At 67.6% G+C, this 16,580-nt stretch carries 18 protein-coding genes and 1 pseudogene; 18 read left to right on the plus strand and 1 reads right to left on the minus strand.

Annotation, left to right across the window (positions count from 1 at the left end; genetic code table 11):
- Positions 1 to 223 precede the first annotated feature (223 nt).
- The 18 genes and pseudogenes from CAK78_RS00635 to CAK78_RS00720 all read left to right on the plus strand — a co-directional run bounded on the left by CAK78_RS00635 (position 224) and on the right by CAK78_RS00720 (position 15,897).
- On the plus strand, positions 224 to 934 hold the full coding sequence (locus tag CAK78_RS00635) for a beta-ketoacyl synthase chain length factor (protein ID WP_094696041.1): 711 nt from the start codon (positions 224 to 226) through the stop codon (positions 932 to 934).
- Positions 919 to 1,677: a lysophospholipid acyltransferase family protein gene (locus tag CAK78_RS00640; protein ID WP_094696042.1), complete on the plus strand. Its 759-nt coding sequence runs from the start codon at positions 919 to 921 to the stop codon at positions 1,675 to 1,677. The genes CAK78_RS00635 and CAK78_RS00640 overlap by 16 nt, the downstream gene beginning before the upstream one ends.
- Positions 1,678 to 1,694: 17 nt before the next feature.
- Positions 1,695 to 1,961 carry a phosphopantetheine-binding protein gene (locus CAK78_RS00645; protein WP_005297932.1) on the plus strand — a complete coding sequence of 89 codons (267 nt, stop codon included), beginning with the start codon at positions 1,695 to 1,697 and terminating at the stop codon, positions 1,959 to 1,961.
- 3 nt (positions 1,962 to 1,964) lie between these two features.
- Complete coding sequence (locus CAK78_RS00650) at positions 1,965 to 2,213, plus strand: acyl carrier protein (protein ID WP_005297934.1); 249 nt, start codon at positions 1,965 to 1,967, stop codon at positions 2,211 to 2,213.
- Complete coding sequence (locus tag CAK78_RS00655) at positions 2,182 to 2,820, plus strand: hypothetical protein (RefSeq protein WP_094696043.1); 639 nt, start codon at positions 2,182 to 2,184, stop codon at positions 2,818 to 2,820. Before CAK78_RS00650 ends, CAK78_RS00655 begins: the two co-directional genes overlap by 32 nt.
- On the plus strand, positions 2,817 to 4,187 hold the full coding sequence (locus tag CAK78_RS00660) for an AMP-binding protein (RefSeq protein ID WP_094696044.1): 1,371 nt from the start codon (positions 2,817 to 2,819) through the stop codon (positions 4,185 to 4,187). Before CAK78_RS00655 ends, CAK78_RS00660 begins: the two co-directional genes overlap by 4 nt.
- Positions 4,171 to 4,527 carry an ApeI family dehydratase gene (locus CAK78_RS00665; protein WP_094696045.1) on the plus strand — a complete coding sequence of 119 codons (357 nt, stop codon included), beginning with the start codon at positions 4,171 to 4,173 and terminating at the stop codon, positions 4,525 to 4,527. The genes CAK78_RS00660 and CAK78_RS00665 overlap by 17 nt, the downstream gene beginning before the upstream one ends.
- Complete coding sequence (locus CAK78_RS00670) at positions 4,524 to 6,227, plus strand: glycosyltransferase family 2 protein (protein WP_094696046.1); 1,704 nt, start codon at positions 4,524 to 4,526, stop codon at positions 6,225 to 6,227. The genes CAK78_RS00665 and CAK78_RS00670 overlap by 4 nt, the downstream gene beginning before the upstream one ends.
- Positions 6,214 to 7,764, plus strand: a pseudogene (locus tag CAK78_RS00675) (HAL/PAL/TAL family ammonia-lyase). The gene CAK78_RS00670 and the pseudogene CAK78_RS00675 overlap by 14 nt, the downstream one beginning before the upstream one ends.
- A 28-nt stretch (positions 7,765 to 7,792) precedes the next feature.
- A complete protein-coding gene (locus tag CAK78_RS00680) occupies positions 7,793 to 8,218 on the plus strand; it encodes an acyl-CoA thioesterase (protein WP_011707154.1) in 426 nt (141 codons plus the stop codon).
- Positions 8,215 to 8,829, plus strand: a complete 615-nt coding sequence (locus CAK78_RS00685; protein WP_094696047.1) for an outer membrane lipoprotein carrier protein LolA — start codon at positions 8,215 to 8,217, stop codon at positions 8,827 to 8,829. The genes CAK78_RS00680 and CAK78_RS00685 overlap by 4 nt, the downstream gene beginning before the upstream one ends.
- A gap of 50 nt (positions 8,830 to 8,879) precedes the next feature.
- Positions 8,880 to 11,246, plus strand: coding sequence for an MMPL family transporter (locus tag CAK78_RS00690; RefSeq protein ID WP_094696048.1), 2,367 nt, complete (start codon positions 8,880 to 8,882; stop codon positions 11,244 to 11,246).
- Positions 11,243 to 11,800: a DUF3261 domain-containing protein gene (locus tag CAK78_RS00695; protein WP_094696049.1), complete on the plus strand. Its 558-nt coding sequence runs from the start codon at positions 11,243 to 11,245 to the stop codon at positions 11,798 to 11,800. The genes CAK78_RS00690 and CAK78_RS00695 overlap by 4 nt, the downstream gene beginning before the upstream one ends.
- Positions 11,797 to 12,981, plus strand: coding sequence for a beta-ketoacyl-[acyl-carrier-protein] synthase family protein (locus CAK78_RS00700; RefSeq protein ID WP_094696050.1), 1,185 nt, complete (start codon positions 11,797 to 11,799; stop codon positions 12,979 to 12,981). The genes CAK78_RS00695 and CAK78_RS00700 overlap by 4 nt, the downstream gene beginning before the upstream one ends.
- Positions 12,974 to 13,435 (plus strand): ApeP family dehydratase, encoded by a 462-nt coding sequence (locus CAK78_RS00705; protein ID WP_024943607.1) that lies wholly within the window; start codon positions 12,974 to 12,976, stop codon positions 13,433 to 13,435. The genes CAK78_RS00700 and CAK78_RS00705 overlap by 8 nt, the downstream gene beginning before the upstream one ends.
- Before the next feature lie 9 nt (positions 13,436 to 13,444).
- Positions 13,445 to 14,170 (plus strand): 3-ketoacyl-ACP reductase FabG2, encoded by a 726-nt coding sequence (locus tag CAK78_RS00710; RefSeq protein ID WP_042052118.1) that lies wholly within the window; start codon positions 13,445 to 13,447, stop codon positions 14,168 to 14,170.
- Positions 14,167 to 15,393, plus strand: coding sequence for a beta-ketoacyl-ACP synthase (locus tag CAK78_RS00715; protein ID WP_005297952.1), 1,227 nt, complete (start codon positions 14,167 to 14,169; stop codon positions 15,391 to 15,393). Before CAK78_RS00710 ends, CAK78_RS00715 begins: the two co-directional genes overlap by 4 nt.
- A gap of 90 nt (positions 15,394 to 15,483) precedes the next feature.
- Entirely contained in the window at positions 15,484 to 15,897 is a 414-nt protein-coding gene (locus CAK78_RS00720) for a DUF2541 family protein (protein WP_005297953.1), read from the plus strand.
- Positions 15,898 to 15,936: 39 nt separating this feature from the next.
- Here CAK78_RS00720 and mog read toward each other — a convergent pair whose 3' ends face one another.
- Entirely contained in the window at positions 15,937 to 16,467 is a 531-nt protein-coding gene (gene mog, locus CAK78_RS00725; protein ID WP_010633055.1) for a molybdopterin adenylyltransferase, read from the minus strand.
- Between the last annotated feature and the right edge of the window lie 113 nt (positions 16,468 to 16,580).

The raw sequence follows: 16,580 nt of genomic DNA on the forward strand, positions 1-16,580 counted from the left end.
CATCAATTACGCGCGGCAATGAGACAACACAAATTGTTTATTTTCAATCACCAAGGCGGTGGACAATCGGGGTTGGCTATTATTTCCGATGAATAATGGTATTATCCGCCCGGTATTCACCTGATGACGTCATTCAATGCCATGGCGCAGGTACTGCCCGTCGGGTGAGTGCCTTTTATGCTCTTCGCTCCACCCACGGTTTTAAGGACAGGTCGCCTGCAACATGCTCTCTTTCTCGCTGCTGGATAGTCAGGCGCTGTCACCCGGTCTGGCCGATGAGGCCGCCTGGCAGGTGTGGGCGCAGCAGGGGCTTTGGCCCGTCGACCCGCCGTTTCCCGCCACGCCCTTGCTGCCCATGATGATGGCGCGCCGCCTGAGCCAGGGCTCACGGCTGGCGGTGCAGGTGGGTCTGAGCCTGCTGGCCCGCCACCAGGTAGACAGTGCCATCTTCGTCAGCCGCCACGGCGAGCTGGCCCGCTCCATGACCCTGCTGCAGGCGCTGGCGGACGGGCAGCCGCTCTCCCCCACCGATTTTTCCATGTCGGTTCACAACACCGCCGCCGGGCTCTGCTCCATCCAGGGCAAGGCCGCCATTCCCATGAGCTCGCTGGCTGCGGGGGAGAACAGCCTGATGGCTGGCCTCATCGAAGCGGTCGGCGCCCTGCAGGCCGGCGCCCGCAAGGTGCTGCTGGTGGCCTTCGAGGGGCCGGTACCCGAATTTCATCATCCATGGCTGGGGGAAGAGGCGCCGCCCCATGCGCTGGGACTGGTGCTGGAGGCCGGTGAGCAGTGGTGCTGCGAGGGGGTTAGCCCCGTGGTTGAATCCACCCGTTCGCTGCCCCAGAGCCTCGTCTTGTGGCGCGCCCTGCTGCGGAGCGAGCCGACCCTGCTCCTCAGCGATGACCGTCAAGCCTGGAGATGGCAGCGTTGCTGAACCGGGGCTGGCGGCTGATCGGCACGGCGCTTGGCTTCACCCTGTTCGGGGTGGGCGGCCTGCTGCTAACCCTCTTCTGGTTCCCCTTGCTGGCGCTCTGCCTGCGCGGTGAGCGGCGGCGCACCCTGGCCCAGCTCACCATCCGCCACAGTTTCCGGCTGTTTCTCGCCATGCTGCGCGGCTGGGGGGGGCTCGACTACCACGTCAGCGGCATGCCCGCCGATTTGCGTGGCGCCCTGGTGGTGGCCAATCACCCCAGTCTGCTCGACTACGTCATGCTGGCGGCCGAGATGCCGGTGTGCGACTGCATCGTCAAGCAGTCACTCTGGCGCAACCCCTTCATCGGCGGCGTGGTACGGGCGGCCGACTACCTGCCCAACGTGGCGGGGGAGGATCTGCTGGCATTGTGCATGGCGCGGATCCGGGCCGGCGGCCTGCTGCTGATCTTCCCGGAAGGGACCCGCACCACTCCGGGCGAACCCATCAAGCTGCAGCGCGGTGCGGCCCAGCTGGCGGTGCGCAGCCAGGTGCCGTTGCAGCTGGTGCGGATCCACTGCAGCACCCGATTTCTCACCAAGCAGGACAAATGGTTCAAGATCCCGGAAAATAAGCCGACTTTCACCATAGAATTCCTGCAGCAAGTGGCGGCGGACGAGGTGGTCGCCGCTGGCCAGAGCAGTGCGCTGGCCGCTCGCCAGTTGACCCGGTTTCTCACCCGGGCCCTGCAACCCGGGCCCCAATGACAGCATATGGAACAGTTATGCAAGACCTGCATCTAGAGATAAAACAACTCATCATCGACAGCCTCAACCTCGAGGGGCTCACCCCTGACGATATCGACAGCCAGGCCCCGTTGTTTGGGGACGGCCTGGGGCTGGACTCGATCGATGCGCTGGAGCTGGGCCTTGCCATCAAGGGCCGCTACGGCATCGTCCTCTCCGCCGAGGATGAGAACACCCGTCGCCACTTTGCCTCCGTTGCGGCCCTGGTGGCCCTGGTGCAGGCCCAGTCGAAAGGGGAGGCCTGAGCCATGACCCGCGACGACATCTTTGCCCAGATCAAGGCCGCCCTCGTCGAGCTGTTCGAAGTCGACGAAGAGGCCGTCACCCCCGAGGCCCGCCTCTATCAGGATCTCGAACTCGACAGCATAGACGCCATCGATCTGGTGGTGCACCTGCAGAAGCTGACCGGCAAGAAGATCAAGCCGGAGGAGTTCAAGTCGGTGCGCAGCGTCAACGACGTGGTGGATGCGGTCGAGCGTCTGCTGGCCGACGCCTGATGCCGGTGTCTGCCCTGCCATGATGCGCTGGCTCTCCTGGCTGGCCGGTGGTGCCCTGCTGCTCTACCCGCTGGCGGTTTACTGGGGGCTGACCCACGCCGGTCAGACCCCGCTGTTGCTCGGCCTGTTGCTCATCTTCTCGCTGCGACTCTTGCCCGGCCTGCTCAAGGGGCGGGTCCGGCTCGGCCCCTTGCCGGAATGGCTCTGGCTGGGGCGCCTGCTGGCCTGCATCGGGCTGGGGCTGACCCTGCTCTCCGCTTTGTTCAGTGCCCGGCACTGGCTGCTCTACTATCCGCTGGCGGTGAGCCTCTGCCTGCTCTGCCTGTTTGGCTGGAGCCTGACCCGCCCCATGAGCCTGGTGGAGCGGCTGGCCCGCTTGCAGGATCCCGCTTTGCCAGCGGCGGCCATCGGCTACACCCGGCGGGTGACCCAGGTCTGGTGCGGCTTCTTCGTCATCAACGGCGCCCTGGCGGCCTTCACCATCTGGCACGGGGATCTGGCGCTCTGGAGCCTCTACAACGGCTTCATCAGCTACCTCCTGATGGGCGGCCTGATGGGGGCTGAGTATCTGGTGCGTCGCCGTCTGCTCAAGAGGCTGACCCCATGAGCCTGCTGCAAACCCTCTGGCAGCGCGATGATGCCCAGCCGGTGGCCTTCGGCCCGCAGGGGGAGGTGACCCTGGCCGAGCTGCGCCGTGCCAGCCTGCAACTGGCCAGGGCCATGGCCCGTCATGACGGCGCCGGCCGGCCAGGCGCGCGCTGGGCACTCTGCTTCGACGACAGCCTGCTGTTCACGCAAGCGTTGCTCGCCTGCGCCCTCGGCGGCTATCAGGCGATCCTGCCGGGTCATCAGCGGCTGGCCGGCCTGCAGGAACTGCAGAGCCAGTTCGACGGCCTGCTCACCGACTCCGAGCTGCCGGGGGCGGCACTTGTCGTGCCTCAACTCAGGCTGCCGCTGGCCGATGTCCACAAGGGGCTGGACGCTGCACACAGTGATCTTGCGCCTGTGCGTCTGGATGTCACCCTGTTCAGCTCCGGCTCCACCGGCGAGCCCAAGGCGATCCCCAAGGCCTGGCCCCAGCTGGAGGCCGAGTTGCGGGTGCAGATGGCGCTCTGGGGCGAGCGACTGGCCGATAGCAGGGTGCTGGCCAGCGTCAGCCACCAGCACATCTACGGCCTGCTGTTTCGCATCCTGCTGCCGCTGGCCCTCGGTCGACCGTTCGATCGCCGCACCATCGACTATCCGGAGCAGCTGGCGGCGCAAGGCGCCCCCTGGTGCCTGATCGCCTCCCCTGCGTTTCTGAGTCGGCTCGATCCAGCCATGCCCGCCACCGGCTGCCGGTTGATCGTCTCCTCCGGCGGTCCCCTGCAGTTGGAGGATGCCCGGCAAGCCCGGGCGCTCTTCGGTCAGCTGCCGGTGGAGATCTTCGGCAGCAGCGAGACCGGCGGCATCGGCTGGCGCCAGCGCCACCAGGAGCAGACCCCCTGGACGGCGCTGCCCGGGGTCGAGGTGCGGGTTGGCCCGGAGCAGAGCCTGCTGCTGCGCTCCCCCTTCCTGGCAGAGGACGACTGGCTGGCCTGCGCCGATCGCATCGCCCTGCACGGGGAGGGTTTCGAGCTGCTGGGGCGCCAGGACAGGATCGTCAAGCTGGAGGAGAAGCGCATTTCACTCGACGAGGTGGAGGCGCGCCTGCAGGACCTGGCGGAGGTGGAGTCGGCCGCCGTGCTGCCGCTGCAACAGGGCCAGCGCCAGACCCTCGGCGCCGTGCTGGTGCTAAGCGAATTGGGGGCCGCCCGCTGGGACGAACTCGGTCAGGGGCGCTTCCTGCTGGCCCTGCGCCAGCAGCTGCGCCCCTGGCTCGAGCCGGTTGCCCTGCCGCGCAGCGTGCGCCGGGTCGTGCAGATGCCCGTCAACGCCCAGGGCAAGCGCCCCTGGCCACAACTCAAGGAGCTGTTCGATGAGCCTGTCCGCTGACACGCTGCCAACCGAGCTGGGTTGCGAGGTGCTGGCCGATGGCGTGCGCCTGCGGCTGCGACTCGAGCCCGCACTGCCCTGGTTTGCTGGGCACTTTCCCGGTGCGCCCCTGCTGCCCGGGGTGACCCAGATCCACTGGGTTATGCACTACGCCGCCAGCCGGCTCAAGCTGACACTGCCGTTTCACGGGGTGGATCAGCTCAAGTTCCAGCGCCCGCTGCGCCCCGGGGCCGAGTGCAGCCTGCACCTGCAGTGGCAGGCGGACAAGGGCCAGCTCCTCTTCAGCTACCAGCTCGGGGACGAGCCGGCGAGCAGCGGACGGGTGCGGCTGACCCCATGAACCCTTGCCTTCTTATTCCCTGTTACAACCATGCTGCCCCGCTGGCCGCCGTACTGGCGCGGCTGGCCGAATTCGGGCTGCCCTGCCTGCTGGTCGACGATGGCAGCGAGCCCGTCGCCGCCGCCGCGCTCGATGCGCTGGCTGCGCGTCACCCCTGGGTCAGCCTGCTGCGCCATCCCCACAACCAGGGCAAGGGGGGCGCCGTAATGACGGGGCTGCGCCGCGCCCATGAGCTGGGGTTCAGCCACGCCCTGCAGGTGGATGCCGACGGTCAGCACGATCTGACGGATCTGCCGGCCCTGCTGGCGGAGGCGCGCCAGCACCCGGCGGCGCTTGTCTCCGGTCGCCCGCTCTACGACGACTCCGTGCCCAAGGGGCGCCTCTACGGCCGCTACATCACCCATGTCTGGGTCTGGATCGAGACGCTGTCGTTCGCCATCAAGGACAGCATGTGCGGCTTTCGCGTCTATCCGCTGGCGTCCACCTGCGCCCTGCTGGAGCGGGTGGCCCTCGGCCGGCGGATGGATTTTGACACCGAGGTGATGGTGCGCCTGCACTGGGCCGGGGTGCCGATGCGCTTCGTGCCGACCCGGGTCATCTATCCCGTCGACGGCCGCTCCCACTTCCGGCTTTTTCGCGACAACCTCGACATCTCCTGGATGCACACCCGGCTGGTGTGCCGCCTGCTGTGGGATCTGCTGCTGCGCCTCTGCCGCTGGCCGGCTCGCCTCGGCGCCCGGTTGACCCGGCTGTGGCGCGAGCGGCGCACCCACTGGTCGCGTACCCCGGAGCGGGGCTCATTGCTCGGCATGCAGATCATGCTGGCCAGCTACCGCCTGCTGGGGCGGCGCGGCTTCTCCCTGCTGCTCTATCCGGTCATCGGCTACTTCTGGCTGACCGGCCGCGCCCAGCGGGAGGCATCCCAAGCCTATCTGGCCCGGCTCGAAACCTTCGCCAACGCACAAGGCGTTGCGCTGCCCGCCGAGCCGAGATCGAGCTTTCGCCACTTCCTGCGCTTTGGCGAGGCGGCGCTCGACAAGCTGGCGGGCTGGCGCGGAGATATCACCGAGCAGCAGGTGGAGCTGGTGGGGGCTGAGCACTACCAGACCGCCATCAACAGCGGCAAGGGAGTGTTGCTGCTGGGCTCCCATCTGGGCGATCTCGAGCTGTGCCGGGCCCTTGGCAGTCGCAAGCAGGGGCTGCGCATCAATGCGCTGGTGTTCACCCGCCACGCGGCCCGCTTCAACGCCCTGCTCAAGCAGATAAACCCGGATTCGCACCTCAACCTCATCCAGGTGCAGGAACTGGGGGCCGATACCGCCATCCTGCTCAAGGAGAAGCTGGAGCAGGGAGAGTGGGTGGTGATCGTCGGCGATCGCACCTCGGTGACCCGGGAGAAGCGGGTGATCTGGGCCGATTTCCTCGGCGCGCCTGCGCCGTTTCCCCTCGGCCCCTTCGTGCTCAGCAGCGTGCTGGGTTGCCCCGTCTACCTGATGTTCGGCCTCAAGGAGCAGGGGCGCTTTCGGGTGCATTTCGAGCCCTTTGCCTATGGCCAGCCCCTGCCGCGGCAGGGGCGCCAACAGATTCTCGCGTCCCGGGTACAGGCCTATGCCGACCGCCTGCAGCACCACTGCCTGCACGCCCCGCTGGACTGGTTCAACTTTTTTGATTTCTGGCAGCTGACCGATGAACAAGAGTGAGATGAGACGGGTTGTCTTCGGCGCGAAGCCGCTGACCATCGAAGACGTGGTAGCCCTGGCCGAACGCCGTGCCACCCCCGCATTGAACCCGGATCCCGCCTTTATGGCCCGCATCCAGCGGGGCGCCGACTTCCTCGACCGGCTGCTGGCCGAAGAGGGGGTCATCTACGGGGTGACCACAGGCTACGGCGACTCGGTGACCCGGCCGGTGCCAACCGAGCTGGTGCCCGAGCTGCCACTGCACCTGACCCGCTTTCACGGCTGCGGGCTGGGAGCGGATCTCGAGCTCGATGCCGCGCGCGCCGTGCTCGCCACTCGGCTCTAGGGGGTCTCCGGGGTCAGCCCGGCCCTGCTCGAGCGCCTCTGCTGGCTGCTGGAGCAGGATCTGGTGCCGCGCATTCCGGAAGAGGGTTCGGTGGGCGCCAGCGGCGATCTCACCCCGCTCTCCTACGTTGCCGCCGTACTGGTGGGGGAGCGTGAGCTCCATCAGCAGGGTCGGCTGCGCCCCGCCGCCGAGGTCTACGCCGAGCTGGGGATCTCTCCCCTGACCCTGCGGCCGAAAGAGGGGCTGGCGCTGATGAACGGCACCTCGGTGATGACGGCGCTGGCCTGCCTCGCCTACGCTCGCACCGACTACCTGATGCAACTGGCGACCCGGATCACCGCCCTGGTGAGCGTCGCCATGGGGGGCAACGCCTTCCACTTCGACGAGCGGTTGTTTGCCGCCAAGCCGCACCCCGGCATGCAGGGGGTCGCGGCCTGGTTGAGAGAGGATCTGGTGGCCGGCGAGCTGCCGCGCCACAGCGACCGGCTGCAGGACAGATACTCGTTGCGCTGCGCCCCCCACGTCATCGGGGTGGTGGCCGACAGCCTGCCCTGGTGGCGCCAGCTCATCGAGAACGAGCTCAACAGCGCCAACGACAACCCGCTGATCGACGGCGAAGAGGAGCACGTGATGCACGGCGGCCACTTCTACGGCGGTCACATCGCCATGGCCATGGACAGCATGAAGGCGGCCGTCGCCAACCTGGCCGACCTGCTGGATCGCCAACTGGCCCAGCTGGTGGACACCAAGTTCAACGGCGGCCTGCCGAGCAACCTCTCCGGCGCGCCGCAGGAGCGGCAGATGATCAACCACGGCTTCAAGGCGGTGCAGATCGGCGTCTCGGCCTGGACTGCGGAGGCGCTCAAGCAGACCATGCCCGCCAGCGTCTTCTCCCGCTCCACCGAGTGCCACAACCAGGACAAGGTGAGCATGGGCACCATAGCGGCGCGGGATGCGCTGCGGGTGCTGACCCTGACCGAGCAGGTGGCGGCCGCCTGCCTGCTGGCGGCGGTGCAGGGAGTGGAGCTGCGCCTCGCCCGGCCCACCCTTTTCACCCGCCCGCTCGGCACGGCGCTGGCCGCCATGGTCACGCAGGTGCGGGCCGAGTTTGCCCCGCTGCTGGAAGACCTGGGGCTCGAGCCCGAGCTGAGGGCGCTGATCGCCCGCATTCGTCAGCGCCACTATCCCCTTTATGGGTCGCACCGGGACTGAGACAAGGTCACTATTGATGAGACAACCCATGCAGAATGAACCCTGGCAGATCAGTGCCGAGATCGAGGTGACCATCCCGTTCCACGACGTGGACATGATGGCGGTTGCCTGGCACGGCCACTACTTTCGCTACATCGAGCTGGCCCGCTGCGCCCTGCTCGACCTCATCGATTACAACTATCCGCAGATGGAGGCCTCCGGCTACCTCTGGCCCATCATCGACACCCGGATGAAGTACCTGGCACCGCTGCGCTTTGGCCAGCGGGTGCGGGTTCGCGCCACCCTGACCGAGTACCAGAACCGCCTGAAGATCGACTACCTGCTGAGCGACGCCGCGAGCGGCACCCGCACCAGCAAGGGTTACAGCATCCAGGTGGCGGTGAGCAAGGCGAGCGGCGAGATGTGTCTGGCCTCGCCCCAGGTGTTGCTGGACAAGCTGGGGGTGAGCCAGTGAGCCGACTGATGGGGCCGCTGCTGGCCGGTTTGATCCTGCTGCTGACATGGCCGCTGCAGGCGGCGCCCCTGAGCCGGGCCGAGGTGCAGCAGCTGCTCGCCCTGAGCCAGGCCAAGCAGGCCCGCTTCGAGCAGGAGAAGCAGGTGGCGGGGCTGAGCCAGCCGCTCAGGGCCTCCGGCGAGCTGCTGATGGTGCGCGATCTGGGGCTCTGGTGGCAGCAGCAGAAGCCCTTCCCGCTGACCCTTGTCCTGACGCCGACGCGCATGGTGCAGCAGATGGCGGGCCAGCCTGCCACCGTCATCGACAACCCCCAGCTGCTGGAGTTCAGCCAGATGCTGCTGGCGCTGTTCGGCTCGGACGAGGCGACCCTGGGCCGTTACTTCAGCATCGACTTTCACAGCACGGAGGATGGCTGGCAACTGGTGCTGGTGCCGACCCTGGCGCCGCTCGACAAGGTGTTTGCCAGCCTCACCCTGAGCGGGCAGGGGCAGCTGGATCAACTGCTTATCGCCGACAAGCAGGGTGACAGCACCCGCATCCGCTTCAGCGACTGGCGCGAGCGCCCCCTGCCGTTAACCCCTGAGGAGCAGGCCCGCTTTGCTGTCCACTAGTATCCCGCTGCGCCAGCGCGCCGTCCCCGCCGGGACGAGGAGAGCCCACCTTGCTGCACGCTGAAACCACCTGGCGCCGGCTCGGGACCCTCTGGATCGGGCTCTGCCTGCTGCTGGCGGCTGTGCTTACCTGGCAGCTGCCCCACAGCCGCATCAACACCAGCCTGATGGATCTGCTGCCCCACGAGTCCCGCAGCGATCTGGACCCGGCCCTGCAGCAGGGTCTGCTGCAGCAGCTCGACCGCCAGCTGGTCTGGCTGCTGAGCCTGCCCGCCGGCCAGGACGGGCGCGCCGCCGCCACCTTCTGGGCGCAGCAACTCGGCGAGCTGCCTGCCCTGTCCCGCATCAAGGGGTATCAGCCCGAGCTAGCCCCCGCCTGGCAGCGCTATCTGCACGAGCTGGCCTGGCAGCGGCTGGATCCGGCAAGCAGGGCCCGGCTTGCCGGGGGGGCCGAGGGGTGGAGTCAGTGGGTGCTCGGCCAGATCTACTCCCCCTTCGGCGGCGTCTCCCGCGCCGAGTGGCAGAGCGACCCTCTGCTGCTGACCCGGGCCGGGGTGCTGGCCGAGGCCCGCGGCCCCATGCAGCTCAAGGAGGGCTGGCTGGTGAGCCGGGACAAGGCGGGGCGCGACTGGTACATGGTACGCGCCGAGCTGGATCTCTCCGCCTTCGACATCCAGCGCAACCAGGCGCTGCTGAGCGAACTGGCCGGGGCCGAGCAGCGCCTCGCCGAGGCCTATCCTGGCGCCGAACTGCTGCGCCGCGGCACCCTCTTTTACAGCCAGCACGCCAGCCAGCTGGCCCAGCAGGACATCTCCACCATAGGGCTGGGCTCCATGGTCGGGGTCATCCTGCTCATCTGGGGCGTGTTTCGCTCCACCCGGGCGCTGCTGCTCTCCCTGCTGCCCATCGGCGTAGGGCTGATGTGGGGGCTCGGCACAGTGCTCATCCTGTTCGGCGAGATCCACGTCTTCACCCTGGTGATCAGCAGCAGCCTCATCGGCATCGCCATCGACTACGCCATCCACTTTCTGTGCGAGCGGCGGCTGCACGGCGACGACGAGACGCCGCACCAGACCCGGCTCAAGTTGCTGCCGAGCCTGTCGCTCGCGGTGCTGACCACCCTGATCGGCTATGGTCTGCTCTGGTTCGCTCCCTTCCCCGGCTTGCAGCAGCTGGCGGTGTGCGCGCTGGCTGGGTTGTTCAGCGCCTTCATCACCGTGCTCTGTCTGTTTCCGCGCTGGGCCGGCCCGCTGCCGACAAGGCCGCTGCGGGGCCAGCGCTGGTTGCGGGGCCAGCGCTGGTTGCAGGGCTGGCTGCTGGCCTGGCAGCAACGCCCGCTGCTGCGCATCGGTCTGCCGCTCTGCTGCCTGCTGCTGGCGGCCCTCGGCATCAGCCGGTTGCAGGTGGATGACGACATCCGCCGGCTGCAGCCTCTGCCGGTGGCGTTGCAGGGGCAGGAGCAGCGGATCCAGGCCCTCACTGGCCAGCAGGGGGGTATGCAGGGCTTGCTGGTGACGGGGGTGGACGGCGAGCAGGCACTGCAACGGCTGGAGCGGCTCGATGGCCGGCTGGCCGAGCTGCAACAGCGCGGTGCGCTGCAGGCGTTCGTCTCGCTTGCCCGCTGGCTGCCCTCGCTGGCACGCCAGCAGGAGGATGCCGCCGCCATCCGGGCCCTGTTGCCCGAGGTGGTGAGCCGGCTCAAGGCGGCCGGCCTGCCGCTGCAGCCGCCCGTGCGCGAGCCGCACTGGCTGACCCCGGCCGCCTGGCTGGCCAGCCCGGTCAGCGAGGGGAGCCGCCTGTTGTGGCACGCCCTGGCGGATGGCCGCGTTGCCATCTGGGCGCCGCTGGTGGGGGTGACGGACGAAGGGGCCCTGACGGCGCTGGCGGCGGCCGAGCCTGGGGTCTACTGGCAGGATCAGCGCAGCCAGTGGAGCCAGCTGTTCGCCCACTACCGCATCAAGCTGGCGGAGCTGCTGTCAGTGGCCATCGCGCTGGTGGCCCTGCTGCTGTGGCGGCGGATGGGGGCGGCGCGAGCGGCCCGGGTGCTGCTGGTCAACCTGATTGCGCTGGCCATGGGGCTGGCGCTGCTCGCCGCCTGCGGCCAGCCGCTCACCCTGTTCGGGGTGCTGGCGCTCAGCCTCATCTTCGGCATCGGCATCGACTACGGCCTCTTCTTTGCCCACAGCGGGAGCGGGGTGGCGCGCCAGAGTTCCACCCTGCTCGCCATCCTGCTGGCCAACCTCACCACCCAGCTGGCCTTCGGTCTGCTGGCGCTGAGTCACACCCCCGCCATCGCGGGCTTTGGTCTGGTGCTGAGCGGCGGTATCTTTACCGCCTTCCTGCTCTCACCCCTGGTACTGGACCGGGTGCGACCGCAGTTGCCGGGGCCACATGGCCGGGAGTCAACCTCATCATGAAAGCCTTGTTCGTGTTCGTCGTCCTGCTGCTGACCGGTTGCAGCAGCCAGCCGACCCCCACCGCCTATCTCGACAAGGGGACAGTCATGACGCTGCCGGCCCCCGTGCTGGCCGCCCCCTTCTATCGCCAGCAGCTGCTGACCGCCAGCGTGGGGGAGAGCAACCACCAGCTGATGACGGTGCTGGAGGCGGACGGCCACCAGCTGACCCTGGTGGGTCTGACCCCGAGCGGGGTACGGCTGTTTCTGGTGCGCTATGACCAGCAGGGCATCGAGACCCGCCAGCTCAGCCCGCTGCTCACCAGCGGCATGCCACCGGTGAGCCAGGTGCTGGCGGACGTGATGCTCTGCTACTGGCCGCTGGCCAGCTGGCAACCGCAACTGCCGCCGGGCTGGACGCTGCGTGACGAGGGGCTGCTGCGCCGGCTGCGCGCCCCCGATGGCACCCTGGTCACCGAGATCCGCTATCGCGACGCCGACGGCGTGCGCGAGCCGGTCGGCCTGCTGCAACACGTGTTCAACTACCGCCTGCAACTGGAGACTCTGAGCCAATGAGCTGTTATATCGCCGCCTATGGCCTCGTCTCGGCGCTGGGGACGGGGCGTGATGCCAGCGCCGAGGCGCTGCTGGCCTGGCAGAGAGAGGGCATCAGCCCGCTGGATCGTCACCGGGCGCCGCTGCTGGATGGCCGGCTGACCCCGGTCGGGCGGGTGGAAGGGGAGTTGCCAACCATCCCGGCGGCGCTGGCCCCCTACGCCTCGCGCAACAACCAGTTGCTGCTGGCGGCGCTGGCCCAGATCCGGCCCGCCCTCGATGAGGCGCTAGCCACCTTTGGCAGCGACCGTGTCGGCTTGGTGCTAGGCACCAGTACCGCCGGGATCGGCGAGGCCGAGCTGGCGGTGGCCGCCGCCCGGCGCGGGGAGGCCGTGCCCCCTGAGTTTGACTATCGTCAGCAGGAGCTGGGTTCACCGTCGGAATTTCTGGCCCGCCACCTCGGCCTGAGCGGGCCGGCCTGGACGATTTCCACCGCCTGCTCCTCCAGCGCGCGCGCCTTCATCAGCGGCCAGCGGCTGCTGGCGGCCGGACTGGCAGACGCCGTGCTGGTGGGCGGTGCCGACAGCCTGTGCGGGCTCACCCTCAACGGCTTTGACAGCCAGGAGTCCCTCAGCTGTGCGCGCTGCCAGCCGTTCGATGAGACTCGCCAGGGGATCAACATCGGCGAGGGGGCGGCGCTGTTTCTGTTGAGCAGAGCGCCTGCGCCGCTGGCCCTGCTGGGAGCGGGGGAGTCCTCCGATGCCTGGCACATCTCGGCGCCCCATCCAGAGGGTGTCGGCGCCGAGGCGGCCATGCGCATGGCGCTGGCCCAGGCGTGCCTGACGCCGGCGCAGGTGGGGTACGTCAACCTGCACGGCACCGCTACCCGCCTCAACGACGCCATGGAGAGCCAGGCGGTGTACCGGCTGTTTGGTGCCGAGGTGCCCTGCAGCTCCACCAAGCCGCTCACCGGTCACACCCTGGGGGCGGCGGGAGCCATCGAGGCCGCGCTCGCCTGCCTGCTGCTGGAGCGCGCTCTGCCACTGCCGCCCCAGCGGGTGGCCACGGCGGATCCGGCCTTGGCCCCCATCCGGCTGGTGAGCGGCGAGGTGCCACTGGCAGCGCCCCGGGTGCTCTCCAACTCCTTTGCCTTCGGTGGCAACAATGTCAGCCTGCTGTTTGGGAGCGTTCACCATGAATGAGCCAGGTTCACTGCCCGCCATCGAGACCCTGCTGCCCCACCAGGCCCCCATGCTGCTGCTGGACCGGCTCTGCGCGGCGGATGCCCAGCAGGCGCGCTGCGAGACCCGTATCGGCGCCCGCCATGCCCTGCTGCTGGATGGGGAGGGCAACCTGCCCGGCTGGGTCGGCATCGAGCTGATGGCCCAGACCATCGCCGCCTGGGCCGGCATGCAGGGGCGCCTGCGCGGCGAGCCGGTGCGCATCGGCATGCTGCTCGGCAGTCGCAAGTATCGCTGCCTGCGCCCCGTCTTCGCGGCCGGCAGCCTGCTCACCATAGAGGCGTGCTGCCTGTTGCAAGACGGCGGCATGGCCAGTTTTGATTGCCGGATCCTGCTGGCGGGGGAGGAGTGCGCCCAGGCGCGGCTCTCCACCTATCAGCCGAGCCCCGGCGAATTGTCCGATTTGTTAGCCTGAGGAAGCTTCATGATCTCTAGCGTATTGGTCACGGGCGCCAGCAAGGGGATAGGCCGCGCCATCGCCCTCAAGCTGGCGGCCGACGGTTTTTCCATCGTGGTGCACTACCACAGCGATCGGGCCGGCGCCGAAGCCACCCTGGCCAGCCTGCAGGCAGCAGGGGGAGAGGGGCGTCTGCTCCAGTTCGACATCGCCGATCGCGAGGGTTGCCGCGCGCGGCTGGAGGCCGACATGGCCGAGCATGGCGCCTATTACGGCGTGGTCTGCAACGCCGGCATCATCCGTGACGGCGCCTTTCCCGCCCTCACCGACGAGGAGTGGGACGGGGTGCTGCACACCAACCTGGACGGCTTCTACAACCTGCTCAAGCCCTGCATCATGCCGATGATCGGCCTGCGCCGGGGCGGGCGCATCGTGACCATCTCCTCGGTGTCCGGGCTGATGGGCAACCGGGGCCAGGTCAACTACAGCGCCGCCAAGGCAGGCATCATGGGGGCCACCAAGGCGCTGGCCCTCGAGCTTGCCAAGCGCAAGATCACCGTCAACTGCGTGGCTCCCGGCCTCATCGACACCGGCATGGTGGACGAGGAGGTGAAAGCGGAGGCGATGAAGATCATTCCGCTCAAGCGGATGGGGCAGGCTGACGAGGTGGCCGGTCTGGTCTCCTATCTGATGTCCGACATCGCCGGCTATGTCACGCGCCAGGTCATCTCCATCAACGGAGGCATGGTATGAAGCGAGTCGTAGTCACCGGCATGGCCGGGGTGACCGCCTTCGGGCAGGATTGGCCGAGCGTGCGGGCCCGCCTGCAGGCGGGGCGCAATGCGGTGGTGAACATGCCGGAGTGGGCCATCTACGACGGTCTCAACACCCGGCTGGCGGCCCCCATTCCGGACTTCACGCTGCCGGCCCACTATCCGCGCAAGAAGACCCGCGCCATGGGACGGGTCTCGGCACTGGCCACCGTCGCCACCGAGCTGGCGCTGGCGCAGGCGGGATTGCTGGACAACCCGGTGCTCACCGACGGGCGCACCGGCATCGCCTACGGCTCCTCCACCGGCAGCACGGATCCCATCCGCGCCTTCGGGGTCATGCTCAACGACAAGAGCACCGCCAGCATCACGGCCACCACCTATGTGCAGATGATGCCGCACACGGCGGCGGTCAACACAGGGCTGTTCTTCGGCCTGCGCGGGCGGGTCATTCCCACCTCCAGTGCCTGTACCTCCGGCAGCCAGGGGATCGGCTACGCCTTTGAGGCGATCAAGCACGGCTACCAGACCCTGATGGTGGCTGGCGGGGCGGAGGAGCTCTGCCCGTCGGAGGCCGTGGTATTCGATACCCTGTTTGCCACCAGCCAGATGAACGACAACCCGGAGCTGGCGCCGCGTCCGTTTGACCGACAGCGGGACGGACTGGTGATAGGCGAGGGGGCCGGCACCCTGGTGCTGGAGGAGCTGGAGCATGCGCAGGCGCGCGGTGCCACCATCCTCGCCGAGCTGGTGGGCTTTGCCACCAACTGCGATGCCGCCCACGTGACCCAGCCCCAGCAGGAGACCATGCAGCTCTGCATGGAGATGGCGCTGGCCCAGGCCGGGCTCCAGCCTGAGGATATCGGCTATATCAGCGCCCACGGCACCGCCACCGAGCGCGGCGACATCGCCGAGAGTCACGCCACCGCCGCCATCTTCGGCGACCGCACCCCCATCTCGTCCCTCAAGAGCTACTTCGGCCATACCCTGGGGGCTTGCGGCGCCATCGAGGCCTGGCTGGCGCTGGAGATGATGCAGGAGGGGTGGTTTGCCCCCACCATCAACCTGACCGAGCCGGACCCGGCCTGTGCCCCGCTCGATCACGTGGTGGGCAGCGGTCGCACGCTGGCGGTGGAGTACCTGATGTCCAACAACTTCGCCTTTGGCGGCATCAACACCTCCCTCATCTTCAAACGCTGGTCCTGAGTGTCGGTGCCCTGCCTGGCAGGGCGCCGGTACAGGCTGGGTTTAGCCTTGATGAATTAATATGCCCCCCGTTTTTTTTCGGGAGGCATCATGTCTGTGTTATCTGCTTTTTCTTTTTCCGCCAAGCGTCTGCGCGTCATTCAGGGCGTTCTGTTATCCACCTTGTTGTGGGCGCTGGCCGCCCCGGCCATGGCCGATGATGAATTTCGGCTGGGCAAAACCATTCTGCTCGGGGTTGGCGATCATCCCGCCATCATTCCCATGCTCGCCTGCCGGCCGACCAAATCCATCATGGTCAAGGCTGGGCGGGAATTAACCCTGGAGCGGGTCAAGGTGTTTTATGGCAATGATCGCAGCAAGACCCTCTATTTCGGCAAGGATCTGAGAGAGGATCAGGAGTCGGAGTGGAAATCCCTCGGCAGCCGGCTCTGCATCAAGCGGATCGAGGTATACGGCAATTCGGAAGGGAGTCGGGCCGGGGTCAAGGTGTACGGCCGCAAATAAACGCTGGACGGGGGTTCAAATCCCCCGTCCAGTCAGCCCTTATTTCTTCGGACGGAACGGCTTGATGACGGCCTCGTCGCACTCGAGATAGGGGCCTTCCATCAAATCGATGCAGTAGGGGATGGCGGGGAAGACCGCATCCAGACATTCGCGGATGGACTTGGGCTTGCCCGGCAGGTTAACGATGAGCGAGCTGCCGCGCAGACCGGCGGTCTGGCGCGACAGGATGGCGGTCGGCACGAACTTGAGGGACTCGGCCCGCATCAGCTCGCCAAAGCCCGGCATCATGCGATCGCACACCGCCTCGGTCGCCTCCGGGGTGACGTCCCGTTTGGCCGGCCCGGTGCCACCTGTGGTGACGATGAGGCTGCACTGCTCCTGGTCCGCCAGCCGGATCAGGGTTGCCTCGATCTGCTCCTGCTCGTCGGGGATCACCTCATAAAGGGGTTCCCATTCCGAGGTCAGATAGGCGTTCAGGGTATCGATGATGGCCTTGCCGGAGAGGTCTTCATAGATGCCCGCACTGGCGCGATCGCTGACGGTGACGATACCGATTCTTGCCTTGCTCATGGTCTGCTCTTGGTTGCCGCTATAAGTGGCAAATAAAATAACATAATCAGCAAGATATGTTAAACCAGCCAGATCGCGGCGCGAAGGCGAGCGTCAAATGGCAAACTATATCC

Origin of the sequence: Aeromonas sp. A35_P, from assembly GCF_002259925.1 — a bacterium.
Classification (GTDB): domain Bacteria; phylum Pseudomonadota; class Gammaproteobacteria; order Enterobacterales; family Aeromonadaceae; genus Aeromonas; species Aeromonas dhakensis.